Below are 12,785 nucleotides of genomic sequence, written 5' to 3'. Positions count from 1 at the left end.
GTCCCTTCCTTCTAAACCCAGCTTTGCCGGACTATTGAAGGCAACTGGCAGACAATTGCCTGCCAGTTGCCTGTTTTACAATTTATTTAGACAATATTTCTTCAGACTCTTTATCAAATGAATCCATTTCTTCCTGTATATCCGCTCCGCCGCGATAAATCTTTTCAAATCTCTTTAAGAAATCCTGTGCGATTTTTTCAAAAGGTTTGATGACAGGCATCGGCTGTGCATTTTCTAACTGTTCTCCAAATACTTTATAATACTCATTCTGCTGAAGCTGGTCATCATTCCAAGCCTCTTTGCTCGCCGGCAGAGAGTTTGTCATTTCAAGCCATTTAACCTGAGTTTCAGGCTTGCTCATATATGCAAGGAACTTCAAAGCTTCATCTTTATTTTTCGTGTGCTCGAAAACGGATAAGTTGGATCCGCCCAATGTAGAGGTATTCGTTTCCTTTGCAGGAAGGACAGCTGTTGCCCACTTGCCTTCAAGTTCCGGTGCCTGGTCATTGATCAGCTTTACCATCCATGGACCGCTGATGAACATTGGAAGGATCCCGTCACCCCTAAAGGCCTGAACGATATCAAGGCCAAGATCAACAGGAGCAGATCCATCCTTGAAGAATCCATTTAAATACTCAACTGCTTCCACAAATTCCGGCTCATTAAAGTGTGCCTGATTGCCTTCTATCAATGGGGATCCGTTTTGGCGGGCCAGCATAAATGATAAGCTTTGCTCATTGGTGTCAATGCTGATTCCGTATTTATCATCTCCGCGCTCAGACAGCTTTTTTGCCGCATCCTTTAACTCATCCCAAGTCTTTGGAGCTTCTTTAAAGCCTGCTTCTTCCAGTAAATCTGTGCGGTAAAATAATACTCGTGTATCGACATACCAAGGTACTCCAACCACTTTATCTTCATATTTTGTCGTTTCCACTGATCCTTCGAAGAAGTTATCAGCACCCAGCTCAGGGAATTTTTCAGCATCCTCAGTTAGATCAAGCAGTGCATTAGCAGAAGCGAATTCCGGAATCCAAGTTGTCCCCATTTGGACCACATCCGGACCTTTTTTAGAAGCAACGGCAGTTAACAGCTTATCATGTGCCTGATCCCATGGCAGGGCTTGAACTTTCACATTGATTTCAGGATTCTCTTTTTCAAATTCATCTGCAATTTTCGGGAGGGCCTTTGCCTCTTCCCCCATGCCCCAGACGGTAATGGTCTTTTGCCCTTCCTCCGAAGAAGACCCGCTCTCAGAAGAACAGCCGGCCAGTGCTCCAGAAACAACTAGTGAACCTATCATAGCAGCTGCTGCAAACTTTTTGCTGAATACATTTAACAACTTTTGGCTCATTCGTAAAACCTCCAATAATTTAATAGGCTTTGCTTTAAAATTCCCCTATTGCTGCATCCCTACTTCTTAAACAACTGACGTAAAGCAGTGCCATCCAGGTGAACGGCTGACATATTCCCCCTTCTAGTGAAACGTTTCGATTGTAAGCAAAAAAATATAAACCTACCATTATTGAAACGTTTCTAACTACTGCAATTCCAAGCTGAATATTCACCTACATCGGGTTGAAACGTTTCGATAGGGCTATTATATTTCAATGTGTAATCGTTTTCAAGTAAAATTTCATGGTTATTTTTCAAATCACCCTCCTAATATCTCGCAAAGACATATTCACCTATAGAAACGTTTCGATTTTCCGTTGACTCGTAAAAAGAAAGCGCTTATAATGCAGTTGTATCTTCATTCGAAACGTTTCTATTGATTTGTTAAAATAATACTTTTTTGGAGAGGTCGCCCATATGATGAACGCAAACTTACAATCTTTACTGCAAGAGATGACACTTGATGAAAAAATAGCTCAATTAATGCAGCTGGCTACGCCTTTTTTTGAAGGCTCAAAGGATGAAGGGCAAATTACCGGCCCCCTTGCTTCCATGAAAGTGTCCGAAGCGAATATACAGAATACGGGATCCGTTCTCGGAGCATCTGGTGGAGCAAAAGAAGCAATCAGCATACAGGCGGCCCATTTAAAAAAGAACCGATTGAGAATTCCTTTGTTATTCATGGCGGATGTGATCCATGGATATAAAACCATATTCCCAGTCCCCCTTGCCATTGGCTGTTCATGGGATCTGGATGGTGCACAGGAAAGTGCTGAAATTGCCGCGAAAGAAGCGGCTGCATCCGGGGTACATGTAACCTTTGCTCCAATGGTTGACCTTGTCCGCGACCCGCGCTGGGGAAGGGTAATGGAATCAACTGGCGAAGACCCATTCCTGAACAGTGAGTTTGCAAGGGCCTTTGTCCGCGGGTTTCAGGGGAATGATTTAAAAAATAATAAAGAAGCTGTAGCAGCATGTGTAAAGCACTTTGCGGCATACGGGGCGGCGGAAGGCGGCCGTGATTATAACACCGTGAATATGTCAGAGCGGCAGCTGAGGGAATCCTATCTCCCTGCTTATCAAGCCGCCCTTGATGAAGGCTGTGAAATGGTTATGACTGCATTCAATACGGTTGATGGCATCCCTGCCACAGGCAATCAGGCACTGATGCGCGGGCTGCTTAGAGGAGAATGGCAGTTTGATGGGGTTCTCATTTCTGACTGGGGTGCTGTGAAGGAATTGATTCCGCACGGTGTTGCCGAGGATGAAAAAGAAGCTGCGCTAAAAGCCATCCAGGCTGGTGTGGATATTGAAATGATGACCTCCTGCTATATTGATCATTTAAAGGAACTTGTCTTGAGCGGAAAAGTAGATGAAGCACTTATAGATGAAGCAGTGCTGAGAATCCTGAACCTAAAAGACAAATTAGGATTATTTGAAAATCCATACAGGGGTGCCGATGAAGCGCTGGAAAAGGAACTTGTCCTAAGCGATGGACACCGGAAAGCATCCAGAGAGCTTGCAGCAAAGTCCTCTGTATTATTAAAAAACAATGGCGTCCTTCCCATTCAAAAAGATAAGAAGCTGGCAGTGATTGGTCCATTTGCCCAAAGCGGAGACATCCTGGGCCCATGGTCTTTTCTAGGATCAAAGGAAAAAGCCGTTCAGCTGTATGACGGCTTAAAAGCAAAAACTGACCCATCCTTACTAACGACTGCTTTAGGCTGTAGCATTGAATCTGGCACAGAAGAGCAGATAAATGAAGCTCTTCGAACAGCAGAGGACGCGGACTTAATCATTCTGGCACTTGGAGAAGCTTCGGAAATGAGCGGTGAGGCAGGCTGCCGTGCAGACATCCGCCTCCCTGAAGTGCAGCTTGAACTGGCAGCCAAAGTGAAGCTGCTTGGCAAACCGGTAGTCGCGGTTTTATTCAATGGCCGCCCTCTTGATCTTCATGGAATCTGGGATGAAGCCGATGCCATCCTGGAGGCATGGTATCCGGGCACAGAAGGCGGAACTGCGATCGCCGATCTGTTGTTCGGGGATAAGAACCCTTCCGGAAAACTGACTATGTCTTTCCCTTATTCCGCAGGCCAGGTCCCTGTTTATTACAATCACTTTAATACAGGACGTCCTAAAGGAGCCCCGGATGCACAGGAAAGATACGTTTCCCAATACTTAGATATTCCAAATGAGCCTTTGCTTCCTTTTGGATACGGCTTAAGCTATACAACCTTTGATTATGCTGAAGCCAAGCTGTCAGATGCAGTCCTCACTCCTTCCAAACCGATTTCGCTTTCTGTACAGATTTCCAACACAGGAAGCTATCCGGGAGAAGAGGTTGTCCAGCTCTATATACGCGATGTTTCAGGCGAAATCGTCCGTCCTTTGAAGGAACTGAAAGGCTTCAAAAAAATTGCGCTGAATCCAGGTGAAAAAGCAGCGGTAACCTTTGATATTACTGAAGAGCAATTGCGCTATTATCATTCCGATCTATCATTTAAGAGTGATGCCGGAAAATTTATAGCATATGTTGGCACAAACAGCCATGATTGTTCAGCACTGCCTTTTGAATTAACAACTGATTAATTAGGTATTATTAATGCCCCTTAGACTAGAAGAGGGCTTAATTAAACTAGAGGAAAGAGTTGACACGATGACCCAGTCAAAGTTCACCATCCAGGCAAACGACTTATCATTCACATTCTTGAATAGCGGTGATTTGTATGAAATCGCCCATAAATCCACCATGATTAATCAATGGCTCTCCAATGCCATAGATGGTTCTTTAAATAATTTATTCCTGCGTGTTCACAGCGGGGCTCGCATTAAAGCATTTCCCCTGCTTGGAGTCAAATCCAACAGCACGGTCCGGACGGCAGGGAAGCAGGTTTTCTGGGGAGGGGAAGCAGGCGGCATTTCATACAAGATTACTTTCACCTTGACTGAAAACGCAGTTTGGTTCTGGGATATAGAATTAAGCGGCGATGGACAATTAGCTGACGTCATCTACGGGCAGGATTTAGGGCTTGCCGACAAAGGCGCTGTCCGCACAAATGAGGCATACATGTCTCAATATATCGATCATAAAGTTTTCAACAGCAGCAAAGGGTATGCGATATGCTCGAGACAGAATCAGCCAATGAGCGGCGGCAGCTTCCCGTATATCCAGCAGGGATCACTAACGAAAGCTGCCGGATACTCTACAGATGGCTTCCAGTTCTTCGGTCTTTCCTATAAAGAAACAGACGTCCCGGAAGCTCTCGGAAAAGAATCACTGGCCAATGAAATTTATCAATATGAATTCGCTTATACTGCCCTGCAGTCGGAAAAAATCAAACTTGCCGGCAAGGCACAGATTATCTTTTATGGTATTTTCAAAGAAAATCATGAAGAAGCAATCATAGATCTGGAATTTAAAAAGGAAATTCAGGATGCGTGGAATGGTATGCCGGCCGGGGAAGAGCCTTCAATCAAGCTGGATGCAGTCCGACTCTCCCCTACTTTCGGGAAGCCGCTTGAGTCGCTTTCAATGACTAAAGAGGAAATAGATGAAATGTACCCGCACCGTCATCAGGTGGAGCAATCAGGTGATACACTGTTATCCTTTTTTACCGGACAGCATGAGCATATCGTTTTAAAGGAAAAAGAGCTGCTGGTTGAACGGCCGCACGGTCATATCATTATGACCGGAGGAAATGTTGAGAACATCAAAAATGTACTAACGTCTACTTTATATATGTACGGAATCTTCAACTCTCACATTGTCGTAGGCAATACTTCCTTTAATAAGATGCTGACCAACTCAAGGAATGCTTTGAATATAATCAAAACCTCCGGCCAGAGAATTTATGTACAAATAGACGGAGAATTCCGCCTGCTTACAATGCCTTCCATGTTTGAGATGGGCTTCAATTATGGCCGATGGTACTACAAAACGGAAGATGACTTGATTGTGATCACGTCCTATACCGCATCGGATGCTCCACAATTAGAGCTGCATGTCCGCTCGGCTAAAGGGAGAGCATACCGTTATCTAGTAACAAACCAGGTATCAATGAATAATAACGAATATGCCCAGCCGTTTAAGATGGAGCAAGACGGAAATATTCTAATCTTTACAGCTGGAGAGAACTCCGACAGTTCCACAGTTTTTCCTGAGCTTTCCTACAGGATGAAGATACACGGGGCAGACTTCGATCTGCGTAATTCCAGTCTATTCGGAGAGAACATAGATTCTGATGCTGCCTCCCTTGCCATGGTAGAAGTGGCTTCATCATCTGAATGGAATATTGTCATACAAGGATTGCTTCAGGAGCAGAACCTTCCGTTTAAGCAAACAGATTATGAGACTGAGAAGGAATTGTACCGTGAGTTTTTTGCTTCAACCATGAACGGATTCAAACTTACCAATAATGGAACTGCAACGGAAGAATTAAATAAGGTGAATGCACTTTCCTGGTGGTATACACATAATATGCTTGTTCACTACTCTGTTCCGCACGGACTTGAGCAGTACGGCGGTGCAGCATGGGGTACACGTGATGTCTGCCAGGGACCAGCTGAGTATTTCATGGCCACTCAAAATTATGATTCTATAAAAAATATCATTTTGACTGTCTACTCTCATCAGTACGCAGAAGATGGAAATTGGCCGCAATGGTTCATGTTTGATGACTATTTCAGATTTCAGCAGGAAGAAAGCCATGGTGATATCATCGTCTGGCCGCTGAAAGTGATTGCTGACTATCTTAAAGCAACTGATGATTTTTCAATATTGAATGAATCACTTCCTTATACTGAAAAAGGAAGCTTTGAATTTACGAAAAGCACAGCCTCCCTTTTGAATCATGTTAAGAAGCAGATTCAATATATGAAGGATCATTTTTTACACGGTACCTATTTATCTTCATATGGGGACGGCGACTGGGATGATACTCTGCAGCCGGCCAATGCGCAATTAAAACAATATATGGCGAGCAGCTGGACAGTGGCGCTGACTTACCAGGTAATCAGTCAGTTTTCTTCCCTATTGAAGGACACCGATGAAAAGATGTCTTTAGAAATGAACGAGATCGCTGAGGGGATAAAGAGAGACTTCAACACTTATATGCTTTCCTCCGGAACAATTCCCGGGTTTGTTTACATGGAAAACCCAGAACATCCTGAGTTAATGGTGCATCCAACTGATACGAAAACCGGGATTCAATACCGCCTGCTTCCCATGACGAGAAGCATGATCGGCGAGCTTCTTACTCCGGAACAGGCAGAAGAGCACTATAAGATCATCAGGGAAAAGCTCTATCATCCGGACGGGGTCCGTTTAATGGACCGCCCTGCGACTTATACGGGCGGGATCAGCACAAACTTCAAGCGGGCAGAGCAGGCAGCCAACTTTGGCCGCGAAATCGGTCTGCAATATGTACATGCCCATATCCGTTTCGTAGAAGCGATGGCGAAGCTGGGAAAGTCAGATGAAGTTTGGTCCGGCCTGCAGAAAATCAATCCAATCGGGATTCAAAAAGTGGTGCCTAATGCAGAACTCCGCCAAAGCAACGCCTACTTCAGCAGCTCGGACGGCAAATTCAATACCCGCTATGAAGCTGCAGAACAGTTTGATAAACTCCGCGACGGCAAAGCTCCTGTAAAAGGCGGATGGAGAATCTACTCCAGCGGACCCGGGATATATATTAACCAGCTGATTTCGAATGCCCTGGGTATAAGGCGCAGCGGGCAGAATCTGATTATTGACCCAGTCCTGCCTGAAGAACACGACGGTCTGGAATTCCAGTTCACCATTGATGGAAAAAAAGTCACCTTCATCTATCATCTGGTCCATGAAAAAACAGGAGTTGAGATAAACAGCATAACAGTTGATGCAGAACCATTGTCCAACCCCTACCGCTCAGGAGGATATCAAATCAATAGAGCAGAGCTGGAAAAGCATCTGACAGATAGCAGGAATAGAATAGATATTTATTTGTAATGAAAACAGCGGCCATATTTGGCCGCTTCCTTTCATAATTGGAGGTCTGATTTTTGGAAAAGAAATGGTGGCATAAGAGTGTCGTGTATCAGGTGTATCCCCGCAGTTTCCAAGATTCGAATGGTGATGGCATTGGCGATTTAAATGGACTTATTTCCAGGCTCGATTATATCGCAGAATTAGGAGCCGATCTCATCTGGCTCTGTCCTGTCTATGCTTCGCCAAATGATGATAATGGGTATGACATCAGCGATTATTACAGCATTCATCCCGAATTCGGCTCGATGGATGATATGGATCGGCTGATATCAGAAGCTGCCAGGCGCGGTATTGGTATCATGATGGACATCGTCGCGAACCATACTTCCGATGAGCACCCCTGGTTCATAGAATCCCGAAAGAATAAAGATAATCCTTACCGGGACTTTTATGTTTGGAAAGATGGTGCGGAAGGCGGCCCGCCAAGCAGCCTTCAGTCGATATTCAGTGGAAGCGCGTGGAACTATGATCCTCTTACACAGCAATACTACCTGCATATGTTCAGCAGAAAACAGCCGGACTTGAATTGGCATCATCCCGCTGTACGCCTGGCATTATATGATGTCATGCGTTTCTGGATAAAAAAAGGCATCAAAGGATTCCGTTTTGATGTAATCGACCTGATCGCCAAAGATCTGAAAAAAGACATCATTGCCAACGGCCCCCTCCTTCACGAATATCTGCAGGAAATGCATCGGGAAGTACTGGAGGGAACTGAGGTTGTGACAGTCGGTGAAACCGGCGGGGCAGATTTAGATCAGGCCATTCTCTATACAGATCCTTCCCGTAAGGAACTGGACATGGTATTTGCCTTTCAGCATATCGCATTGGATGAAATCCCCGGCAAGCAAAAGTGGGATCTGAAAACCCTCGAATCCAGTGATCTGAAGCGTGTGTTGTCGGCCTGGCAAACAGGACTATCAGAAAAGGGATGGAATAGTCTGTTCTGGAGCAATCACGATCAGCCGCGTATTGTCTCGAGATGGGGAAATGATGGCAAGTTCCGATATGAAAGCGCCACTATGTTTGCTGTCCTTTTACACCTCATGAAAGGCACTCCATACATTTATCAGGGTGAAGAAATCGGTATGACCAATGTGAAATTCCCTGAACTTAACTATTACCGGGATATTGAAACATTCAATATGTATAAAGAACGCAGTGTAGAAGGCCGCTCTCATGAAGACATCATGAATTCCATTTATGTAAAGGGCCGGGACAATGCCAGAACTCCCATGCAATGGAATACAGAGAATAATGCCGGATTTACAGAAGGTGTGCCCTGGATTGACGTCAATTCAAATTTCGCTGTAATTAATGCTGCTTCTGATTCAGAGTCAAATCAATCTATTTTCCGCTTTTATCAAAAGCTGATTCAGCTGCGAAAATCAAATGATATTGTCATATACGGTGATTACCAGCTGCTTGACAGCGAGCCCGAAGTCTTTGCCTATGAAAGAATCTTTAAGGATGAGAAATGGGTGATCATCTGCAATCTATCAGATAAAACAGTACAGTGTTCCCTGCCAGGGAGTTTGAATGGGGAGCTGCTTATCCACAATTATTCTGTCCCTTATCAGAGCCAAACACTTCACCCTTATGAAGCACTTGTTTATAAGTTGCAAAATTGACTATAGCTGGAAGCGCTCACAAGGTATAATAAAAGGAGAGCCTATTGCAGAGACTGGAGAGAGTATCGTGACAAGCATTAAAGATATAGCAAAAAAAGCAGGTGTCTCTATTTCAACTGTTTCCTACGCTCTGAACGGCAGCCCTAAGGTTACAGAGGAGACTGCTGCAAAAATCATGGCAATCGCCAAAGAACTTAACTACGTGCCTAATGCGGCAGCGCGTTCATTAAAAAAAAGAGAAACGAAAATAATCGGTGTCTTTCTCACCAATTTCGGTGGTGCGTTCTATGGACAGCTTCTGCAGGGTATTCAAGACGCCCTAAGCAGCAAAGGATACGAAATGATTGTATGCGGCGGAAAAGAATCCCATCGCTTCATTCCTGAACGAATGATTGATGGAGCCATTGTTCTCGACTATTCCTTCTCTAGTGAAGAACTGCTGAAGCATGCTGAAGCCGGACACAAGATCGTGGTTATGGACAGGGAATTATCTCATCCAAACATTAATCAAGTACTATTGCATAATACCTCTGGAGCAACCCTGGCAATCGATTATTTGATTGAAAAGGGCCACCGCAAAATTTATGCGGTGCAAGGCCCTGATGGCTCCTATGATGCTGAACAGCGGATAGAAGCCGCCAGGCAGGCAGTCAAAAGATATCAGCAAATCGACTATCACGAACTTCCTGGTGATTTCAATAAACTTGCCGGCGAGAGAGCAGCAGAGCAAATCGTAAAAGAATACACAGAGCCCGCCGCAGTCTTCTGTCTCAATGACGAAATGGCCATTGGCATGTACAATTATCTGGCAAAAACCCAGTACGAAATCGGGAAGCATATACACATCATCGGCTTCGACAACATCGAGCTCTCCCAATACACCAACCCAAGACTAGCAACCATTGACTACTCAGAAAGCAAATGGGGAGCCGTATCCGCCGAACACCTTCTAAAACTAATCGCCGGCGAACCAGCAGAAAACGAAAGGATTTACGTAACACTGATTCCCGGGGATTCAGTGCAATAGTACAAAGGGAGCCATAGGGACAGGTCCCTTGGCCCGGTTTCAAAAAGAGCCAAGGGACCTGTCCCCTTGGCTCCAATTCCAGAAAAACTCCTTACTCTCCCCATGCCCCAACCGCTCCAGCACCTCATCACTCTCTACAAATTCAACTCCATTAATCTCGCTGTCCTCTGCCTTCAAATCGGATCTATTTCCCACATACTCAACAACAAACATCACCGTTTCCTGCCGGATCCAGCCTGTTTTCTTTGCAAACTCTCTATCAAAATCAAAACAGATCTTTTCCTGTAGCTGCTTTATAATCCGATATTCAGCAGATCCTGATTCCTCTGCCAGCTCTCTTAATATCGCGTCCTTAAGACCTTTATCGCTCTCCTCGACCCCGCCCTTAGGGAAATCCCACTCCCCTTTCGTTTGTCCTTCCGAAGCTTTTAAAGCACTTCTTTTAACCTTATGAACCAAAAGGTATTCCTCTCCCTGAAATACGATGGCCCCAACAGCATTTCTAATCATTCGGCATTCTCCTTATTTGAGCCAGGGGGACAGACCCCCTGGCCCAGTTTCAAAAAAGAGCCAAGGGGTCTGTCCCCCTGGCTCTCTATTCCAAAGATATCCTCACAACATCTTCCAAATATTTAGTAGTACTGTACCCATAGATTTCAAGGGCTTGGGGAACTAAATTATCACCTTGTATTTTGACTCTTTCAACGGTAGAGAAATGGCGGAGGTACTCGAGCTTTTCGTATAGAGCAGGTGTGATTTGATGAACATCGTATTTTTTCCCGCTTTTATCGACGTAGACTCCTTCAGACTCCATTTCGATTGAAGTATTTTCGCTTTCCTCCGTTACAATGTTGAAGTGAAACGACTCGTAGGCGCGATCTTTAATGTCATGATTGCTTAAGACAACAGTGGTAGGCTTGCCAACCTCTACCTTATCAATGGAAATCCTGCTGCCAGCATAGTTAAAGGTTTGCGGGTACTGCTTGGATGGGTCCAATCTAATTGATTTATAATCATCAAAAGATAAATACAGCCTCTTGAATTTCACCTCAATCTTCCCTGCCTTTTTTTCAAAAAGAGGTTCGAATTGTGCTTGATAACCATGCCATGAACCTAAGGAGGCACCGCCATAAAGATCCGCTTTAAATATTTTATTGTTCACTTCTAAACTGGCAAAATCAATATTATCTATCCTCTTTTTTCCTGACTGTGCATAACCCATGCTATATTGCAGAAGGGTGGCTGTCGGAGTAAGAATCAGTTTTTCCATCCGGACTGGGAGACCCTCAACTTCTATGTCTTTTTCCAGTTCATACTCGGTGGAAGGCTGCTTGACCACAGGAATCTCAAATTCCCACTCACCTCTTGCCTCCTCTAAGCTTCCGCTAAAAGTATCCCGGACAGAGGAGCCGCGGGTTAATTTCATCATCTTTGTAATCTTCAGCTTGACAGTGCCGCTATCTTTTAGCAGCGGCCTGAGACTGATTTTTCCATGATAGATGTTCTGTTCTTCCTTGTTTATATCCGACTCCAGGTCAGGGGGATTATACGGAGGATACATTTGCTCATTCATGATGGACTGCTCATCCTCCACATAAACGCCATCATCAAAATTAATCATATACTGATTGTTTTTCTTCGTATCTTCGATTTCATAAAAAATCAGCGTCTGAACCTCATCAGCGATCACGCTCTTAATTTTAATCTTCACCCCATTATTTTCTGCTACCAAATTCAGCCTTTCACCCAGTTTCGCCTGCAGAAAAGGACGGAGCTCTGGATTTTCCTCCGATAAGGAATAATAGACTTTTGCGAAAGCCCCTGTAAAGAAACCAGTGCACATGAGTATAGCCAATACACTTGCAGCAATAAATCCGATTCTATTACGTTTGTTGTTCTTTTGCTGCCTCAGGTTTTCAGTCTGGGCAATTCTTTCTTTAATGCTCTCCATAAAGCCGGCCGGAATTTGAAACGCCTCCATGATCTTCGTCAAATGCAGCTGTGCTTCCTGAAAAGAAGCCAGATCCTCCTGACATTCCGGGCAATGATAAATATGCTTTTCGAAATCAATCTTAAGCGGCCTCTCCATGTTCCGCCCAAGATAATCTAAGTAAAACTTTTGGTACTCCGCACAGCCATTAAAATGCTCCCCATACCTAAGTCCATTTCTGAGCGACTGGATTCCAGAAACCAGCAGCTCCTTTACCTCTTTAACGGAAAGCTGGAGAAGGCTGGCTGTTTCCTCACTGGATAGTCCCTGCAGATAGGTAAAAACAAGCGCTTCCCTCTCTTCTCCTTTTAACTGTTCAAGCGCGTTGAACAGTTCCTCATGCGCATCACTTTCCTCTGAAGCTTCTATACTCCCGCTTGCAGCAAGCTCACGGCACTTATCTATAAAAACCCTTGTTACCCATATATCAAATGTTGTTTTGCTTTTTATTTTCGGAAAATCCTTCCGTGCTTTTAATATAGTCTGGTAGAAAAGCTCTTCCAGCTGCTGCTGATTCCTAAGATAAGACCAGCCTAATATATAAAAAGACCGCTGATGCTTTTCGAACCAACCAACAATCGACAGTAAATCGTTTCTACTAATATCCTCTGGTAAACCAGCATTCACTTTATTTGGGATGATCAACATGTTCCCCCCTCTATTTCCTAATTATACCTGTTAGTGAGCCAGGGGGACAGACCCCCTGGCTCAATCTCAAAA

7 protein-coding genes are annotated in these 12,785 nt (G+C 44.4%); 4 read left to right on the top strand and 3 right to left on the bottom strand.

Going from position 1 to position 12,785, the window contains the following annotated elements; genetic code table 11:
• Positions 1-82 precede the first annotated feature (82 nt).
• A complete protein-coding gene (locus ABU165_RS20265; RefSeq protein ID WP_170939522.1) occupies positions 83-1,351 on the bottom strand; it encodes a sugar ABC transporter substrate-binding protein in 1,269 nt (422 codons plus the stop codon).
• Between the two features lie 458 nt (positions 1,352-1,809).
• Between ABU165_RS20265 and ABU165_RS20260 the strand changes: the two genes are divergently transcribed.
• The 4 genes from ABU165_RS20260 (at position 1,810) to ABU165_RS20245 (ending at position 10,075) form a co-directional block, all read left to right on the top strand.
• The gene (locus ABU165_RS20260; protein ID WP_318060882.1) at positions 1,810-3,981 is read left to right on the top strand and encodes a glycoside hydrolase family 3 N-terminal domain-containing protein; all 2,172 of its coding nucleotides are present in this window, start codon (positions 1,810-1,812) and stop codon (positions 3,979-3,981) included.
• A gap of 67 nt (positions 3,982-4,048) precedes the next feature.
• Positions 4,049-7,378 (top strand): GH36-type glycosyl hydrolase domain-containing protein, encoded by a 3,330-nt coding sequence (locus ABU165_RS20255; protein ID WP_318060883.1) that lies wholly within the window; start codon positions 4,049-4,051, stop codon positions 7,376-7,378.
• 53 nt (positions 7,379-7,431) lie between these two features.
• Positions 7,432-9,048: a glycoside hydrolase family 13 protein gene (locus tag ABU165_RS20250; protein WP_318060884.1), complete on the top strand. Its 1,617-nt coding sequence runs from the start codon at positions 7,432-7,434 to the stop codon at positions 9,046-9,048.
• Between the two features lie 67 nt (positions 9,049-9,115).
• Positions 9,116-10,075 carry a LacI family DNA-binding transcriptional regulator gene (locus ABU165_RS20245; RefSeq protein WP_094768713.1) on the top strand — a complete coding sequence of 320 codons (960 nt, stop codon included), beginning with the start codon at positions 9,116-9,118 and terminating at the stop codon, positions 10,073-10,075.
• A gap of 39 nt (positions 10,076-10,114) precedes the next feature.
• On the opposite strand, the gene ABU165_RS20240 is transcribed toward ABU165_RS20245, so the two are convergent.
• Positions 10,115-10,585 carry an NUDIX domain-containing protein gene (locus ABU165_RS20240; protein WP_318060885.1) on the bottom strand — a complete coding sequence of 157 codons (471 nt, stop codon included), beginning with the start codon at positions 10,583-10,585 and terminating at the stop codon, positions 10,115-10,117.
• An 85-nt stretch (positions 10,586-10,670) separates the two neighbouring features.
• A complete protein-coding gene (locus ABU165_RS20235; protein ID WP_318060886.1) occupies positions 10,671-12,713 on the bottom strand; it encodes a DUF4179 domain-containing protein in 2,043 nt (680 codons plus the stop codon).
• Between the last annotated feature and the right edge of the window lie 72 nt (positions 12,714-12,785).

This window comes from Cytobacillus sp. T106 (genome assembly GCF_040492155.1).
GTDB classification, from domain to species: Bacteria; Bacillota; Bacilli; order Bacillales; family Cytobacillaceae; genus Bacillus_AB; species Bacillus_AB infantis.
This window is presented reverse-complemented; position numbering and strand designations above follow the sequence as displayed.

Bases quoted from the DNA above. Each gene is read 5' to 3' on its own strand.
- ABU165_RS20265 (WP_170939522.1), bottom strand. From the start codon at position 1,351: ATGAGCCAAAAGTTGTTAAATGTATTCAGCAAAAAGTTTGCAGCAGCT.
- ABU165_RS20235 (WP_318060886.1), bottom strand. From the start codon at position 12,713: ATGTTGATCATCCCAAATAAAGTGAATGCTGGTTTACCAGAGGATATT.
- ABU165_RS20260 (WP_318060882.1), top strand. From the start codon at position 1,810: ATGATGAACGCAAACTTACAATCTTTACTGCAAGAGATGACACTTGAT.
- ABU165_RS20255 (WP_318060883.1), top strand. From the start codon at position 4,049: ATGACCCAGTCAAAGTTCACCATCCAGGCAAACGACTTATCATTCACA.
- ABU165_RS20240 (WP_318060885.1), bottom strand. From the start codon at position 10,585: ATGATTAGAAATGCTGTTGGGGCCATCGTATTTCAGGGAGAGGAATAC.